This window comes from Deinococcus radiopugnans ATCC 19172 (assembly GCF_006335125.1).
Taxonomy (GTDB): domain Bacteria; phylum Deinococcota; class Deinococci; order Deinococcales; family Deinococcaceae; genus Deinococcus; species Deinococcus radiopugnans.
The window spans coordinates 1-15,122 of sequence record NZ_VDMO01000029.1 but is presented as its reverse complement, the minus strand read 5'-3'; the positions used below and the strand labels follow the sequence as shown (position 1 = coordinate 15,122).

Sequence of the window (15,122 nt, the reverse complement as noted above, 5' to 3'; positions counted from 1 at the left end):
CATCCGAGGCCAGCGGCGCAGCACAGCCGGGTCGCCTCAAGAACCGCGCCTGGAATGGGACGGTCAGGTGAAGCGGGGAGGGACGCTCAATCCTCCGACTCGTCGTCCAGCTCATCCTCGCCGATCACCGTGATCTCAGTGTCTTCCGAGGCCACGCGGTATGGCCCCTCGCTGGCCACGTAATCGGCGGCCATCTTCAGGGTTTCCTTGACCCAGCCGTAGTCGTTGCTGATGGTCGCCACGCCAATCACTTCCCAGTCGTGGGCGTCCAGACCGTCCAGGCGGGCCACGGTCAGGGGGAAGCGGACTTTCAGGCGCTCGACAACTGGGCGCACCAGAGCGCGTTTTTCCTTGAGATTACTGACCCACGGCATTTCCAGCCGCATGGTCAGCACGCCGACGTACCCCAGCGCCACCGCTACAGCATTCCGGCCAGGAAGCCCTGACCGCGCACCGCCCGCACCAGATCCATGATGGTCAGTTGCGAGGGATCGTAATGCACCTCAATCTGGCCGTCGTCGGGCGTGGCTTTCGAGACGCCGGGCAGGGCGGACAGGGCAGCGGCAACGGTCTGTCCGGCGTCACGGGACATGCCGCGAACGCCCAGCAGCACACGGGTGGCGGGAGTGGTCATGCCCGCCATTATGCGCTGCCCCCCGCTTCCGGAAGGCCGGAACCCCCAGCACCCCCGGTGGGGTGTGACGCGGCGCGGGCGTCGCCGCTCGGCCGCACGCCCGGCGAGGTTTCCAGACGACTACCCAGATGCCGCACGGCGTAGGCGCCGAGGGTGACGGCTTCCTCGGCGCGTGCGGTGTCCTCCAGGCCGGGCGTGAGGGGAAAATGCACCTCGTAGACGGCAGTGTCGTAGGCGCTCTTGATCGTGGCGTGCAGCAGGCCCTGGGCCGTGTCCGCCGGGGCCGTGGGCGACACGCTCATGGCCCGCACCAGCACGATGGGCTTGTCGCCCTGCCACACCGACTGCGCGAAGATGAACCCGGCCAGTTGCCCGCCCTCCTCGGCGACGAAGGAATGTTCGCTGCGCTCGTAGAACTTCAGCGCAGGCAGGCTGGTGTGCAGGCGGCCGGCGCGCTCACGTTCGGGCAGGGTATCGAAGGCGGGGTCCAGGTGCCGCTGCACGGTCAGGTCCAGCGCCTGCAGTGCGTCGGTGTCCTGTTCGCTGAAAATCCGGTAACGCATGGGGTCAGGCTAACAGGGGGCCGCGAGCAGCACCACGCCTCAGCGCCCACTTTCCCGCAGCACTTCAGCCCATGTCGGCATAGCATCCTGCGCGCCGGGGCGGGTGCAGGCCAGGGCCGCGGCGATGCCGGCCCAGCGCAGCGCCGCCTCCAGGCGGTCCCCGTGAGAAAGCCGCGCGGTCAGCACGCCGCAGAAGGTGTCGCCGGCCCCGGTGGTGTCGAGCGCGTCGACCGGGTGCGCGGGCAGGCGGTGCGTTTCCTGTGCTGTGACGGTGAGACTGCCCGCGCCGCCCAGCGTGACGGTCACAGCCTGCGGCCCGCGTTGCAGCAGGGCGCGGGCGCTGGCCTCGAAGTCGCCCTCGCCGGCCAGCGCCGCGAGTTCGTGTTCATTGACCAGCAGATGCCCCGTCAGGCTCAGCAGTTCGGGGGCGGTGTCGCGGGTGGGGGCGGCGTTCAGCAGCACGGTCAGTCCCGCTGCCGATGCACGCCGGGCGGCCTCCAGCGTGATCGCCGGCGGCAATTCCTGTTGCAGCAGCAGGTGCGTAAATCCGGCGCAGTCAGCGGGCAGATGCGCGGGCGTCAGACGGGCATTCGCACCGCTCGCCACGGTGATGGCGTTCTCGCCCGCGTCCGAGACGGTGATCAGGGCCAGTCCGGTGGGCGCGTCCAGGGTTCGCAGGCCGCCCAGGTCCACGCCGGCCCTCCTGAGACCGGAAAGGGCCACCTCCTGAAAGGCGTCGTCTCCCACCGCCCCCACCATCGAAACCCTCGCGCCCGCCAGGGCCGCCGCCACCGCGCCGTTGGCCCCCTTGCCGCCCGGCGAGGTCCGCGCCTCATTGCCCAGCACCGTCTCGCCGGGACCAGGAATGCGGGAAGCCCGCACCGTCACGTCGGCGTTAATGCTGCCCACCACCAGCACGCTCACGTTCCCCCCCGGCTGAAGTGCTTCATGACCCGGATGATAGACGGTGCGGTTCAAACCCCTTCGGTTTCTGCCGGATACCGCTGTCGCCACAGCGCCCAGCCCTCGTCGGGAAAGGCCCGCTTGGCCTCGGGGGCAAACAGCCGCGCCCCTTCCGCCTCCAGATCAGGCAGGGGGCAGGGCACGATCTCGGTTTCCTGCATGGCCGGGTGATCGGACCACGCCAGCAGGCGGCCCGAACCGCCCCAGGCGTCGTCGGTGGCCCAGACGATGCGGCCCACCTCCAGCAGCGCGGAGGCCCCGCCGCACATCAGGCAGGGCTCCAGGCTGCTGTACAGCGTCAGGTCCTGCGGGTTTTCCAGCTTGCCCGCCTGGAAGAACACGTCCATTTCCGCGTGCGCCACGCTGGCGTCGCCCACCCGCTCGGCGGTCTGCGGCTCGCCCACGCGGTTGCGGCCCCGCGCGATCACGGTGCCGTCTCGGTCCACCAGCACGGCCCCGATGGGCGAGCTCCCCCGCGCCAGAGACTCGCGGGCCAGCGCCAGGGCCTCGCGCAGGTAGGCTTCGTGCAGATGGGCGTCGGGCCGGGAGGCGTCGGCGGAGGCGAGGGAAGGTTCGGTCATGCGGCCAGTCTGCCAGTCAGGGGGCACCGCCATGTCCAGCGCAGGACGCATTCCGTCTGCACCCAACCTTGAGTCGGCACACATCCAGGGGCAGTGGAGGGGCAGTGGCGGGGCAATGGTGGGGGGATGGCTTGAACACGTCAGGACCCATCTGTAATAATTAGACCAAGTTCAATTCTTCTCACCCCCTCGCTGCTGCCTTCAGCGGCCCCAGCGCCCTGCCAATCCACCCACCCCCGCCCCAACCCAGAGGAGCGCCATGTCCCCTACCCCACCCGCACCGTCTTCCCTGCCCCGCCCCTGGCTCAAGCATTACGAACCCGGCGTGCCGCACGACTTCGTCCCCAGCGAGCAGACGCTGCCGCAGATGCTGGAACGCGCCGCGCAGACCTACCCGGACCGCGTGGCCCTGGGGTTCCTGGGCGCGAACACCAGCTACCGCGAGCTGTGGCAGAACGCGCAGCGGCTGGCGCTGGCGCTGCAGAAGATGGGCGTGAAGCCGGGCGACCGGGTGTCGGTGATGCTGCCCAACTGCCCACAGTTTGTGACCGCCTTTTTCGGCACGCTGCTGGCCGGGGCGGTGGTGGTCAACACCAGCCCGCTGTACGTGGCCGACGAGCTAGCCCACCAGCTGAGCGACAGCGGCAGCGAGACCCTGCTTCTGCTGGACACCTTTTACCCGCGTTACACCCAGATTCAGGATCGCGTGCCGGTGGGGCGCGTGATCGTGACCGGCATTCAGGATGCCCTGCCCTTTCCCAAGAACCTGCTGTACCCGCTCAAGGCGCGGCGCGAGGGCAGCTGGGTGGACGTGCCGGGAGACGCGCACGTGCTGCGGTACACGGACCTGCTGAAGTTCCAGTCGCCCACGCCCGAACCCGCGCCGCGTCAGCCCGACGATCTGGCGCTGCTGCAGTACACCGGCGGCACCACCGGCGTGCCCAAGGGCGCGATGCTCAGCCACCGCAACTTGGTGGCCAACGCCGAGCAGGGCCGCGCGTGGATGACGGACCTGAAAGACGGGCAGGAGGTCACGCTGGCCGCCATTCCGTTCTTCCATGTGTACGGCATGACCGTGGCGATGAACCTCAGCATCCTGACCGGGGCCACCATGGTGCTGGTTCCGAACGCCCGCGACATCAAGATGGTCCTGTCGCAGATCCAGGCTTCGGGGGCCACCCTGTTCCCCGGCGTGCCCACGCTGTACAACGCCATCAACAACCATCCCGATACGCCCAAGTACGACCTGACCAGCATCCGCGCGTGCATCAGCGGCAGCGCGCCGCTGCTGCTGGAAACCGCCCGCAGGTTCCGCGAGATCACGGGGGGCGCCAACCTCGTGGAAGGTTACGGCCTGACGGAAGCCAGCCCCATCACGCACACCAATCCCATCTTCGGCGATCAGCAGGAGGGCAGCATTGGCCTGCCGATGCCCGGCGTGGACGCCATCGTGGTGGGTGAGGACGGCCAGATCGTGCCGACCGGCGAGGTGGGCGAGCTGTGGGTGGCCGGACCGAACATCATGCTGGGCTACTGGCAGCGCCCGGAAGCCACCCAGCAGACGCTGCGCGAGGCGCACGGCCAGACCTGGCTGCTGACCGGCGACATGGCCACGGTGGACGAGGACGGCTACTTCCGCATCGTGGACCGCAAGAAGGACCTGATCCTGGTGGGCGGCCACAACGTCTACCCGCGTGAGGTGGACGAGGTGCTGAACGCCCACCCCGCCGTGCTGGAGGCGGCGGCGGTGGGCCTGCCCGACGAGTACCGGGGCGAGAGCGTGCACGCCGTGGTGCACCTGAAGCCCGGTGAAAAGGCCAGCGAGGCCGAGATCATCGCGTACTGCCGACAGCACCTCAGTTCCTACAAGGCCCCGCGCAGCGTGGAATTCCGCAGCGAAGAACTGCCCAAGACGGCGGCCATGAAGATCCTGCGCCGCCAGCTGGCCGAGGAGGCCACCGACGCGCGGGCCAAACAGCCGGGCGCGTAAGCAAGCCCCTGACCCCGCACAGCCAGAAAAACGCCCCCGGCCCATGACGGTGCGGGGGCATTTGCCTGCAACCGCCAGCCCTGGGGTTTCTCAGCTCCCGCTAGCCGCTTGCCAGCGGCGCGTAGGCCGTCGCCCCTGCGGCCAGCGGACTGGGCGGGCGGCCTGCCCTGAGCGCGGCGGCCCCGGCCAGAGCGATCATCGCGCCGTTGTCGGTGTTCAGGCCCTTGCCAGGAAAGACGACGTGCAGATCAGTCGCCGCAAACGCCTCGCGCAGGGCCGTATTGGCCGCCACGCCACCCGACACCACCACCGTCCGCCGGCCATACGTCTCGGCGGCGCGGCGAGTGGTCTTGACCAGCACGTGCACGGCGGCTCGCTGGAAGCTGGCGGCCAGATCCTCGGGGGCGGCGCCCGCCTTGTGCGCCAGCAGCGCGGCGGTCTTGAGGCCGCTGAAGCTGAACTCGAAGGCTTTCTGGCCCTGCAGCGGTTCCTTGAACGGCACGGCGTCGGGATTGCCGCGTAGGGCCGCCTCGGCAATGGCCGGGCCGCCGGGGTAGCCCAGCCCGGCCAGGCGGGCGATCTTGTCGAAGGCCTCGCCCGCCGCGTCGTCGCGGGTGGCGCCCACCAGCACGTATCGGCCCTCCTCGGGCACGTCGAACAGGTGGGTGTGGCCCCCGCTGACCACCAGTGCCAGATACGGCGCCTCCAGGCTTTCTTCGGAGGCGGCGGCGAAGATGTGGCCTTCCAGGTGGTGGGCGGCAAAGAACGGCACGTCCAGCGCCTGCGCCAGCCCCTTGCCGTACATCAGGCCCACCAGCAGCGCTCCCACCAGACCGGGACCAGCCGTGGCGGCCACCGCGCCGATGTCGGAGACCTTCAGGCCCGCTTCCTCCAACGCGTCGGCCATCACGGCGTCGATGCGCTCCACATGCTCGCGGCTGGCGAGTTCGGGCATCACGCCGCCGTACTGCGCGTGAACGGCCTGGGTCCAGATACGGTTGGCACGCACCTGCACGCCGCCCGCGCCGAGCTGCGCGATGCCCACCCCGGTGTCGTCGCAGGAGGTGTCGATTCCCAGGATGTACAGCGGCGCAGCACTCATCGCCGGGGAGTGTAGCAGGGGCGAACGGGACTGAAGGAAAGCCGTATCCTCGGCGGCGTATGGACCGCGCCGCCGAAGCTCCCCCCATCATCGAGACGCCCGACGGCTCGCGCACCGCCTTTAGTGCCCGCTTCGGCGAGGCCTACGGCTCGCGGCACGGCGCGCAGACCCAGGCGCGGCACGTTTTTGTCGAGGGCACCGGAACGCACGGGCACCCGGCCCCACGGGTGCTGGAAATAGGCTTCGGCCTGGGCGTCAACTTCCGCGCCACACTGGCCGACACGGCGGCGCGCGGCGTGGGGCTGGACTACGTGGCCTACGAATTTGATCCGGCCCCGGCGAACTGGCTGCGCGAGGTGGCGGTGGGTGAACCGGGGGCGGACCGCCCGGCGTGGCAGGCGATGCTGGCGCAGTGGCCCAACGCCCCACGCCGCATTGAGGCGCAGAATGTGCGGCTGACCGTTCATTTCTCGGATGTGCTGGCCGCCGATCTGCCGCAGGGCTGGGCCACCGCGCTGTATCTGGACGGCTTCTCGCCCAGCCGCAACCCGGAGGTCTGGACGCCGGAATTCGTGGCGCGGCTGGCCGGGGCGCTGGCGCCGGGCGGCATTCTCGCCACCTACAGCGCCGCCGGACACGTGCGCCGCTCGCTGGCGGCCGCAGGGCTGAATGTTGAGCGCAGGCCAGGAGCGCCGGGCAAGCGCGAATGCCTGCGGGCGGTGCGGTGAAGACGGCGCTGGTGATCGGCGGCGGCATTGCTGGCGCGTCCGCCGCGTACTTCCTGTCGGGGCTGGGCGTGCAGGTCACGGTGATCGACGCCGGGGTTCACGCGGCCAGTGCGGTGCCGTCCGCCCTGATCAACCCGGTGCGCGGCCAGTCGGGCGGCGTGGACGCGCGGGCCACCGACGGCATGGCCCTGACCTGGGCACTGCTGCAGACGCTGACCGCCGCCGGTTTCGATATCCCGTATGGGCAGACGGGCGTGCTGCGGCCCATCCCCGACGACAAGGCCCGCGCCCGCTTCGAGCGCAACCTGCCGCCCACACTGGCGCACCGCTGGCTGGGCCGGGACGGGTTGCCCACGCCCCTTCCCCCGGCCTGGGCACACGCCCTGTGGCTGCCGGAAGGCGGCTGGGTGGACGGCGCAGCCTTCACGCGGGCGCTGCTGGCCGCGTCCGGAGCGCGGGTGATCCGTGGGCGGGTGACGGCGTGGACCGCACATTCGGCACAACTGCAGGAGGCAGCTGTGGACGCGCTCCCGGACGTCCACACGGTCCTCCACTGCGGCGGCTCGGTGGGCTCGGGCTGGGCAGGTGAGGCCCGCACCCACCGCATGGGCAGCCTGCTCACGCTGGACCGCGCCGCGACCGCCGTGCCCCTGAGTTTCGGGGCGTATCTGGCCCCCGCAGCAGCAGGCGGGGTGCTGGGGGCCACCTATGAGACTCCGGTGCAGCGCTGGCCGACGCCGGAGCTGCCGCTGGCCTCGCTGGGCTGGCTGCTGGGTAAGGGCGATGGGCTGGCCGACCTGAGCGGCGTGGGCGTCACTGGCCGCTGGACCGGGTCGCGCCTCTCCGGCTTGCAGAACGGGCAGGACGAACGCGGCGTGTGGCACCTCTCGGGCCTGGGCAGCAAGGGGTTCCTGCTGGGGCCGCTGCTGGCACGGGAACTGGCGGGACGGGTGACAGGCTCGCTGGCCTGACCGCCGACACCACTGTGTCGCTGCACCCCGTCACACGCCCGGTAACGCCCGCCGCACCTGCGCCCGCGTGAATTAGACTGGTCATTATGGCGAAATACCGCATCTGTTCAATCGAGGGCGATGGCATCGGCCACGAAGTCATCCCCGCCACCCGCCGCGTTCTGGACGCCGCCGGCTTCGACGCCGAGTACGTGGACGCCGAGGCTGGCTACGAGTACTACCTGGACCACGGCACCAGCGTGCCGCAGGCCACCTATGACGCGGTGGAAAACACTGACGCCACGCTGTTCGGCGCGGCCACCAGCCCCAGCGGCGAGAAACCGCCCGGCTTCTTCGGCGCGATCCGGCACCTGCGCCAGAAGTACGGGTTGTACGCTAACGTGCGCCCCACCAAGACCCGCCCGGTTCCCGGCGCCTACGAGAACGTCGATCTGGTGATCGTGCGCGAGAACACCCAGGGCCTGTACGTGGAGCAGGAGCGGCGCTACGGCGACACCGCGATTGCCGACACCGTGATTACCGGCGAGGCCAGCCTGCGCATCGGCAAGTACGCCGCCGATCTGGCGATGAAGCGCGACCGGCGGCTGACCGTGGTGCACAAGGCCAACGTGCTGCCCGTGACGCAGGGCCTGTTCCTGAACACCATTCTGGACCACACCAAGACGGTGGAGGGGTTGAGTACCAGCACCATGATCGTGGACAACGCGGCCATGCAGCTGGTCCGCAACCCCCGGCAGTTCGATGTGCTGGTGATGACCAACATGTTCGGTGACATCCTCAGCGACTTGGCCGCCGGGCTGGTCGGCGGGCTGGGCATCGCGGCCAGCGGCAACGTGGGCGACAAGTTCGGCATCTTCGAATCGGTGCACGGCAGCGCCCCTGACATCGCCGGGCAGGGCATCAGCAATCCCACCGCCACCATGCTGGCCGCCGTCCTGATGCTCGATCAGCTGGGCGAGCACGACACGGCGCGGCGCATCGACACCGCCGTGAACAAGGTGCTGACCGAGGGACCGCGCACCCGCGATCTGGGCGGCACTGCGGGGACGAAGGAGTTTACGGACGCGGTGATCGCGGCGCTGTAAGCACAGAAAGCAACCTCACAAGAGGCGGCCCTGCAAGTCAGGGCCGCCTCTGTTCTTCCTGACATCTCTACTTGACGCCCTACTTCTTGAGAGCCGCCACCTGCGCCTGCAGATCCTTGACCTGAGACTGCAACTGCCCAATCATCTCGGCCATCTGCCGGATGCTCGGGTCCCCCCCGACGATGGTGGTCTTGGCATCGTTCAATTCCACCGTCAAGGCACCTGCCCGGTCAGCGCGCAGAATCACGTCCCGCAGAACGAAGGTCTTGAGTTCGCTGCCGACGCGGTAGGCGAACTGCACCTCATAGCGGCCCAGCGGCAGTTGACGCACGTCGCGCCCACTGGGCGTCAATTCGGCGGCGGACACCGGGCTAGCGCCGTATTTCTTGACCAATTCCGGGTCGGCGGCAAAAACCTTGACGTAGACCAGTCCCTTGTACGGCGCCGTCTGGCCGCCCATATTCGCTCCGCTGTTGGGATAGTTAATCACCAGAGTCTGCGTGGCCGCCTGTGGAGTGGTCTGGGCGGAGGCGACGGGACTGCCACCCAGTGCGGCAGACAGCAGCGAAATCAGGACCACACGGGCATGGGTTGAGGCCGACATGAATTCTCCTCTCCTGCACTGGGCGGGCATCCGGAGGCTGGCAGTCTGCCCACAGCGGCTCGCCAGCAGGAAACCTTCGACTGTCGCCGCCGCAGCCGGGCAGGGGGTGCGGGGCCACGGAGCACATCCAATCTTAATACCCAATCCACAAGGCGCTGCTGTCCTGCGGGGCCCGCTAGTCCAGCGCAGTCTCGAAATCGCCCAGCAGGTCCTCGATATCCTCTATGCCCACGCTGATGCGCAGCAGCCCCGGCGTGATGCCCAGGCGCTGTCTCTCGGCCTCGGGCAGGGCGCGGTGCGAGGTGCCCCACGGCCACGACAGGGTGGTGATCACGTCGGCCAGGCTGGGGGCCAGCGGGATGCGGCCCGCCAGCGCCTTGACGAACGCGGGGGCGTCCTCGATGTCGGCGGCCAGCATGCCGCCAAAGCCGTGCGGGTACAGGTCCATCGCCAGGTGAAACTGCGGGTGATCGCTGAGGCCGGGGTGGTACACCGCCTTGACGCGCGGGTGGTTGACCAGCACGTCGGCCACTGCCTGCGCGTTGCCGCTGTGCGCCCGCATCCGCAGGCCCAGGGTCTTGAGGCCCTGCATGGTCATCCACGCGTCGAAGGCCGACATGGTGCCGCCCAGCCGCAGCAGTCGGGTGCGGGCCAGCGCCACCAGCTCGGCGCTGGCGCACAGCACGCCGCCAAAGGCCGTGCTGTGGCCGCTGAGGTACTTGCTGACGCTGTGGGTGATGAGGTCCGCGCCGTGCAGCGCCGGGCGGAACACGGCGGGGCTGGCAAAGGTGTTGTCGACGCTCAGCAGGGCGCCATGATTGTGGGCCAATTTCGCCAGGGCAGGCACGTCCGGCACGGTCAGCAGCGGGTTGGTCAGGCTCTCGACATGCACGATCTTCGTGTTGGGGCGCAGCGCCGCCTCCACCTCGCTTAAATCACAGGCGTCCACGAACGAGACCTCAATGCCCAGACGCGGAAATTCCTCGGCCAGCAGCGCGTAGGTCACGCCGTAGACCCGGGCGTCGGTGACGACATGATCGCCGGTTTTCAGGACGCCCAGAAAGGCCGCGCTGATCGCGGCCATGCCGCTGGCGGCCACCAGCGTGGCCTCGGTGCCTTCCAGCACGGCCAGGGCGCGCTCCAGGGTAGCCGCGTTGGGCGTGCCGTTGCGGTAGTAGAAGGCAGCGGGCTCGGCGCCGCTCATGGCCCCGTCCAGCGCGTCCAGATCGGCAAAGGCGTAGACGGTGGACTGGTAGATCGGCTCGACGAGCGGCACCGACGCGTTGGGCCGGGCCTCCTCGCCCGCGCGGGCGGCCAGGGTGGTCAGGTCATAGTCGGCGTGCTTGTCGGCGGGAGTCACGCGCACAGGCTAGCGCCTCTTCCGGCAGGGCAACGGGGGTGCCCGTGGTCAGGGGGCTATTCCAGCGTCTGCACGCCGCCGCCGTTGACGAACAGCGTCTGTCCGCTGACCCAGGAGGAGACCGGCGCGGCGAAGTACAGCACCGCGCCCGCGATGTCCTCCGGCTCACCCAGCCGCTTGATGGGCGTGTGGGCCAGCATCTGCCGCTCGATCTCCGGGGTCAGCACGGTGGACAGGGCGTGGGTGCGGGTGGCGCCGGGGCCGACGGCGTTGACGCGGACCTCGGGGCCAAAATCCATCGCCAGATTGGCCGTCATGTGGTTCAGGGCCGCCTTGGAGGACGCGTAGGCGCTGATGTTGGGGCTGCGGTTGATGCTGGCCATCGAGGTGATGTTGACCACCGAGCCGTAGCCCGCCTCTTTCATGTGCGGCACGCACAGCTGGCACAGCCGCCACGCGCTGAACACGTTGAGTTCAAAGACCCGCGCGAAGTCCTCCACCCCGATCTTGAACGGATTCTCGCGGCCCGCGCCGCCGCCCCCGGCGTTGTTCACCAGAATGTGCAGCCCGCCCAGTTCGGCCACCGTGCGCTCCACCAGCGTGACCAGCTCCGCATCCACCGTGACGTTACAGGCCACGGCAATGGCGCGGCCCCCGCCCGCTGTGATCTCGTCGGCCACAGCCTGGGCGTCGGCCAGTTTCAGGTCACCCACCGCCACGGCCGCCCCGGCCCCGGCCAGCATCAGGGCGCAGGCCCGGCCGATGCCGTTGCCCCCGCCGGTCACGACGGCGACCTTGCCGCCCAGATCGAACAGGTTCTGCACGTCGGTCATGGTCATGTCTTCTCCCTTGCGGCGCAGCGCCAGGCTCGCCCGTCCATCTGCGACTGTACGGCACGCGGTTGAAAAAGCCGGAAGTGAAAAAGGCCGGTCAAGATCGCCCTGCACCGGGGCGCGCCCTGCCAGAAGCCAGCGGCCCCACCGCGCGTTCCACTCCCCACACTCTGGCCGCCGCCCATGCGTCATGCTGGGGCGCAATGGAGCTTACGGTTTTGGGCAGCACGGGCAGCATCGGCACGCAGGCGCTGGATGTGGCGCGCGAGCGTGGCTACACGGTGACGGCGCTGGCCGCCGGGCGCAACCTGGCGCTGTTGCAGCAGCAGGTGCGTGAGTTTCGCCCGGCGCTGGTCAGCGTGGAGCCGGCGGTGTACGCCGAGGCCAAGGCGCTGCTGCCCGGCACCCGCGTAACCGCCCACGTCAGCGAGGTGGCGGCCCTGAAAGCTGATGTGGTGGTCAACGCCATGAGCGGTTTAATCGGGCTGGCCCCCACCCGCGCCGCACTTCAGGCGGGTCAGGCGGTGGCGCTGGCGACGAAGGAGGCGATGGTCACGGCGGCGGGCCTGATCTGGGAGGCGGCCTCGGCGGGCGGCGGGCGCGTGGTCCCGGTGGACTCCGAACACACCGGCGTCTTCCAGTGCCTGACCGGCGAGGACATGGCGGACGTGGCCGAAGTGATCCTGACCGCCTCCGGCGGCCCCTTCCGCGACGGCCCCGCCGATCTGGGCGGGGTGACGCCCGCGCAGGCGCTGAAGCACCCGTCGTGGAGCATGGGGCCGAAGGTGACCATCGACAGCGCCACCCTGATGAACAAGGGGCTGGAGGTCATGGAGTGCGCCAGCCTGTACGGCCTGCCGCTGTCTGGGGTGGGCGTGGTGGTCCACCCGCAGAGCCTGATCCACGCGGCGGTGCGCTTCCGCGACGGCAGCCTCAAGGCGCAGTTCGGCCCCACCGACATGCGCCTGCCGATTGCCTACGCCATCGACGCCGCGCCCACCGGCATGCAGCGCCCCGGCGACGTGCGGGGTGCCAGACGCGGGCCGGAGGTGGCCGGGCACCTGTCCTGGCCGATGCGGGGCATGTGGGAGTTCCGCGAGCCCGATTTTGACCGCTTTCCCTGCCTGGGCCTGGCCTACCGCGCCGGAGAGGCGGGCGGTCTGCTGCCGGTGGCCCTGAACGCGGCGGACGAGGTGGCAGTGGAGGCGTTCCTGGCCGGGCAACTGCCGTTCATGGGTATCCCCAGGCTGCTGGAGCGGGTGCTGGACGAGACGCCGGCGGGCGCCCTGAGCTGGGACACGCTGGACGAGACCGACGCCTGGGCACGCGTGCGGGCCTGGGAACTGGTGGGGATGCGGGCGTGAGCTTTCTGCAAAGCCTCTCGGCCGCCCTGACCCCCACCGGCCTGATCTGGACCCTGCTGCTGATCAGCGTCGCCACCTTCCTGCACGAGCTGGCGCACTACGCGCTGGCCCGCTGGCAGGGCGTGCGGGTCAATTCGTTCTCCATCGGCATGGGGCCGATCATTTTCAAGCGGCCCTGGCGCGGCACCGAGTGGCGGCTGTCGCTGCTGCCCATCGGCGGCTACGTGGAAATCGACGGCATGGCCCCCGAGGAGGTCCGGAGCAATGAGGGTGAGGTCAGTTACCGGCAGGCCACGCGCGGCTTTGCGGCGCTGCCCGCCTGGGGCAAGATCGCCGTGCTGCTGGCCGGCCCGCTGATGAACCTGCTGCTCGCCATCGGCCTGATGACCCTGACCTTTTCCTCGCAGGGCATTCCGGCCCCGGACCGGGCGCGCATCGAGTCGGTGCAGCCGGGCTCGCGCGCACAGACGCTGGGCCTGCAGACCGGCGACGTGATCACGGCCATCGACGGGCAGGACATTCCCGACACCCTGCAGGTGGACGGGCGCACCGTGACCGGCTGGGAGAACCTCCGCAACGTACTAGGCACGCCGGGGCCGCACACCTTCAGGGTGGAGCGGGCCGGGCCGTCCGGAGCCGTGGAGGCCCGCGACGTGACCTTCGATTGGACGCCCACGGTGAACGGTCAGCGGCAACTGCTGGGCATCGGCTACGGCCCGGACATCGTGCCGGTGGGTGTGGGCACGGCGTTGCAGACCTCGCTGACCACCACGGCGGAGGCGGTGCCGCAGGTGCTGCGGGCCTTCGGCAACCTGTTCGGGCGTTTCCTGACGCTGAACTTCTCGCAGGACGAGAACGTCACCGGCCCCATCGGCACCACCGAGATCGTGGGCCGCGCCGCCGCCCTCAGCCCGTGGGCGCTGGTGCAGGTGGCCACGCTGCTGAACCTGTCGCTGGCCTTTTTCAACCTGATTCCGATTCCGGGGCTGGACGGCGGGCGGATCCTGCTGGTGCTGGTGGGCGTGCTGCGCCGCCGCCCGCTGAGCTTCTCGCAGGAGCAGGCCATCAACGTGGCGGGCTTCGCCTTCGTGCTGCTGCTGATGACCTTTGTTGTGGTGCGCGACGTGAGCCGTTTCTTCTAGGGCTGGCTGGGGCGGTCTCAAAAGCAAAATGCCCGACAATTCACACGCCTGATGGCCGCGCAATGTTAAAACAGTCTTCATGATTGGAACAGTGAAGAGGAATTTGAAACGCGCTGTGGCGCTGGGACTGGCCGTGGCAGGCCTGAGCACCGTGGGAACGGCGGGCGCCGCCGACATCCGGTTGGGCCTGAACAGCAGCGTGGGCCTGGGCTGCCAGATCGTCGGCGGCCGCGTGGGCTTTCAGGAAGGACGCTTCGGCATCTACGGTCAGGGCGCGTATTGCACCAGCAACGTGGAAGGGCAGTCCGGCACGGGGGCCTTCGGCGGACTGATCACGGGTGATCTGTTCACCTTTGGCAACGTCACCACCTACGCCCTGGTGGGCGCCGAAGTCCAGGGCAGCAACACCGCCCTGCAGGGTGGGCTGGGCCTGCGCTACGGCATCGCCCTGCTGCCCGTCGAGGCGTACGTGGAAGTGGGAGCGCAGCGCATCAGCACGGCGCTGCAGCCGATTATTGGGCCGCGGCTGGCGGTGGGCGTCAACTACCGCCTCAACGTCGCCACCCTGCAGGGGCAGATTCCCGCCCCCCTGGTGTTCGAGGACGGCACCACCAACCAGTACGCGGGCAGCGCCCCCGAGGCGTGCAAGCTGACGCCCGAACAGGACATCGCCAGCGCGCGCAGCGCGGCCCGTGCGGCGGCCAACGAGGGGCTGGGCGCGGCGGCCAGCGCCTACGGCGCGGCATACTCCAGCGTGTCGTACAAAGTTGAGATCACCAGCGTGCGCATCAACGGCAACTCGGGCAGCGCAAGCGGCAAAGTAACCATCAGCGCCACCCAGAACAGCAACGGACAGCGGGTCAGCGGCACCTACGGCGGCACCATCAAACTGGTGCGCTCCGGCTGCAGCTGGCAGGCCACCGGCTTTACCCGCAACGACGGCTGAAGCCGAAGAGATAGTCCCAAGTGGCGCCCGGACCTGAACCGGGCGCCACTTTTCGCGTCCTATCTCCCCTTTTTTTCCGCCTCGCGCGGGCCTGGGCGCACATAATCGCCGCGGGCAGAGGCCGCCCAACTTATACGGACTCCGATTAAAACGTGTAGAATTCAAGGATCAAATCCTTTCATTCTTCCGTTGAACTTCAGCACTCCGCTGCCGACTTCTGGGCCATTTTCCGGGCCAGCACCTGCGCCGTCCAACG

16 protein-coding genes are annotated in these 15,122 nt (G+C 69.3%); 7 read left to right on the top strand and 9 right to left on the bottom strand.

Annotation, left to right across the window (positions count from 1 at the left end):
* Positions 1–86: 86 nt before the first annotated feature.
* From FHR04_RS18195 to FHR04_RS18175, 5 genes are read right to left on the bottom strand one after another with little or no spacing between them, the layout of a single operon-like run.
* Positions 87–416, bottom strand: coding sequence for a DUF503 domain-containing protein (locus FHR04_RS18195; protein ID WP_039683077.1), 330 nt, complete (start codon positions 414–416; stop codon positions 87–89).
* Positions 417–418: 2 nt separating this feature from the next.
* Positions 419–643 (bottom strand): heavy-metal-associated domain-containing protein, encoded by a 225-nt coding sequence (locus FHR04_RS18190; protein ID WP_039683074.1) that lies wholly within the window; start codon positions 641–643, stop codon positions 419–421.
* Positions 643–1,197: a DUF1999 domain-containing protein gene (locus tag FHR04_RS18185; protein ID WP_139404634.1), complete on the bottom strand. Its 555-nt coding sequence runs from the start codon at positions 1,195–1,197 to the stop codon at positions 643–645. Before FHR04_RS18185 ends, FHR04_RS18190 begins: the two co-directional genes overlap by 1 nt.
* Before the next feature lie 39 nt (positions 1,198–1,236).
* Positions 1,237–2,121, bottom strand: a complete 885-nt coding sequence (locus FHR04_RS18180) for a ribokinase (protein ID WP_139404633.1) — start codon at positions 2,119–2,121, stop codon at positions 1,237–1,239.
* A 50-nt stretch (positions 2,122–2,171) separates the two neighbouring features.
* Positions 2,172–2,741, bottom strand: a complete 570-nt coding sequence (locus FHR04_RS18175) for a nucleoside deaminase (RefSeq protein ID WP_139404632.1) — start codon at positions 2,739–2,741, stop codon at positions 2,172–2,174.
* Positions 2,742–3,000: 259 nt separating this feature from the next.
* Between FHR04_RS18175 and FHR04_RS18170 the strand changes: the two genes are divergently transcribed.
* A complete protein-coding gene (locus FHR04_RS18170) occupies positions 3,001–4,731 on the top strand; it encodes a long-chain-fatty-acid--CoA ligase (protein ID WP_139404631.1) in 1,731 nt (576 codons plus the stop codon).
* A 100-nt stretch (positions 4,732–4,831) separates the two neighbouring features.
* Here the strand turns inward: FHR04_RS18170 and tsaD are convergent, their stop codons facing one another.
* Complete coding sequence (gene tsaD, locus FHR04_RS18165) at positions 4,832–5,833, bottom strand: tRNA (adenosine(37)-N6)-threonylcarbamoyltransferase complex transferase subunit TsaD (RefSeq protein WP_139404630.1); 1,002 nt, start codon at positions 5,831–5,833, stop codon at positions 4,832–4,834.
* 59 nt (positions 5,834–5,892) lie between these two features.
* Between tsaD and mnmC2 the strand changes: the two genes are divergently transcribed.
* The 3 genes from mnmC2 to FHR04_RS18150 all read left to right on the top strand — a co-directional run bounded on the left by mnmC2 (position 5,893) and on the right by FHR04_RS18150 (position 8,617).
* Positions 5,893–6,561, top strand: coding sequence for a tRNA (5-methylaminomethyl-2-thiouridine)(34)-methyltransferase MnmC2 (gene mnmC2, locus FHR04_RS18160; RefSeq protein ID WP_139404629.1), 669 nt, complete (start codon positions 5,893–5,895; stop codon positions 6,559–6,561).
* Positions 6,540–7,532, top strand: coding sequence for an NAD(P)/FAD-dependent oxidoreductase (locus FHR04_RS18155; protein WP_139404628.1), 993 nt, complete (start codon positions 6,540–6,542; stop codon positions 7,530–7,532). The genes mnmC2 and FHR04_RS18155 overlap by 22 nt, the downstream gene beginning before the upstream one ends.
* 86 nt (positions 7,533–7,618) lie before the next feature.
* On the top strand, positions 7,619–8,617 hold the full coding sequence (locus FHR04_RS18150; protein ID WP_139404627.1) for an isocitrate/isopropylmalate dehydrogenase family protein: 999 nt from the start codon (positions 7,619–7,621) through the stop codon (positions 8,615–8,617).
* A gap of 79 nt (positions 8,618–8,696) precedes the next feature.
* Here FHR04_RS18150 and FHR04_RS18145 read toward each other — a convergent pair whose 3' ends face one another.
* The 3 genes from FHR04_RS18145 to FHR04_RS18135 all read right to left on the bottom strand — a co-directional run bounded on the left by FHR04_RS18145 (position 8,697) and on the right by FHR04_RS18135 (position 11,420).
* Complete coding sequence (locus FHR04_RS18145; protein ID WP_139404626.1) at positions 8,697–9,221, bottom strand: hypothetical protein; 525 nt, start codon at positions 9,219–9,221, stop codon at positions 8,697–8,699.
* A gap of 175 nt (positions 9,222–9,396) precedes the next feature.
* On the bottom strand, positions 9,397–10,581 hold the full coding sequence (locus FHR04_RS18140; RefSeq protein WP_139404625.1) for a trans-sulfuration enzyme family protein: 1,185 nt from the start codon (positions 10,579–10,581) through the stop codon (positions 9,397–9,399).
* A 56-nt stretch (positions 10,582–10,637) separates the two neighbouring features.
* Entirely contained in the window at positions 10,638–11,420 is a 783-nt protein-coding gene (locus tag FHR04_RS18135; protein ID WP_211344215.1) for a glucose 1-dehydrogenase, read from the bottom strand.
* A gap of 197 nt (positions 11,421–11,617) precedes the next feature.
* Between FHR04_RS18135 and dxr the strand changes: the two genes are divergently transcribed.
* The 3 genes from dxr to FHR04_RS18120 all read left to right on the top strand — a co-directional run bounded on the left by dxr (position 11,618) and on the right by FHR04_RS18120 (position 14,866).
* Positions 11,618–12,778, top strand: coding sequence for a 1-deoxy-D-xylulose-5-phosphate reductoisomerase (dxr, locus tag FHR04_RS18130; protein WP_139404624.1), 1,161 nt, complete (start codon positions 11,618–11,620; stop codon positions 12,776–12,778).
* The gene (locus FHR04_RS18125) at positions 12,775–13,920 is read left to right on the top strand and encodes a M50 family metallopeptidase (RefSeq protein WP_139404623.1); all 1,146 of its coding nucleotides are present in this window, start codon (positions 12,775–12,777) and stop codon (positions 13,918–13,920) included. The genes dxr and FHR04_RS18125 overlap by 4 nt, the downstream gene beginning before the upstream one ends.
* Positions 13,921–14,023: 103 nt before the next feature.
* Complete coding sequence (locus FHR04_RS18120; protein WP_249039206.1) at positions 14,024–14,866, top strand: hypothetical protein; 843 nt, start codon at positions 14,024–14,026, stop codon at positions 14,864–14,866.
* Positions 14,867–15,122 lie beyond the last annotated feature (256 nt).

What these genes read in the sequence shown, in the direction of transcription:
- dxr (WP_139404624.1), top strand. Translation starts at nt 11,618, where the DNA reads ATGGAGCTTACGGTTTTGGGCAGCACGGGCAGCATCGGCACGCAGGCG.
- FHR04_RS18145 (WP_139404626.1), bottom strand. Translation starts at nt 9,221, where the DNA reads ATGTCGGCCTCAACCCATGCCCGTGTGGTCCTGATTTCGCTGCTGTCT.
- FHR04_RS18175 (WP_139404632.1), bottom strand. Translation starts at nt 2,741, where the DNA reads ATGACCGAACCTTCCCTCGCCTCCGCCGACGCCTCCCGGCCCGACGCC.
- FHR04_RS18185 (WP_139404634.1), bottom strand. Translation starts at nt 1,197, where the DNA reads ATGCGTTACCGGATTTTCAGCGAACAGGACACCGACGCACTGCAGGCG.
- FHR04_RS18155 (WP_139404628.1), top strand. Translation starts at nt 6,540, where the DNA reads ATGCCTGCGGGCGGTGCGGTGAAGACGGCGCTGGTGATCGGCGGCGGC.
- FHR04_RS18135 (WP_211344215.1), bottom strand. Translation starts at nt 11,420, where the DNA reads ATGACCATGACCGACGTGCAGAACCTGTTCGATCTGGGCGGCAAGGTC.
- mnmC2 (WP_139404629.1), top strand. Translation starts at nt 5,893, where the DNA reads ATGGACCGCGCCGCCGAAGCTCCCCCCATCATCGAGACGCCCGACGGC.
- FHR04_RS18170 (WP_139404631.1), top strand. Translation starts at nt 3,001, where the DNA reads ATGTCCCCTACCCCACCCGCACCGTCTTCCCTGCCCCGCCCCTGGCTC.
- tsaD (WP_139404630.1), bottom strand. Translation starts at nt 5,833, where the DNA reads ATGAGTGCTGCGCCGCTGTACATCCTGGGAATCGACACCTCCTGCGAC.
- FHR04_RS18190 (WP_039683074.1), bottom strand. Translation starts at nt 643, where the DNA reads ATGGCGGGCATGACCACTCCCGCCACCCGTGTGCTGCTGGGCGTTCGC.
- FHR04_RS18150 (WP_139404627.1), top strand. Translation starts at nt 7,619, where the DNA reads ATGGCGAAATACCGCATCTGTTCAATCGAGGGCGATGGCATCGGCCAC.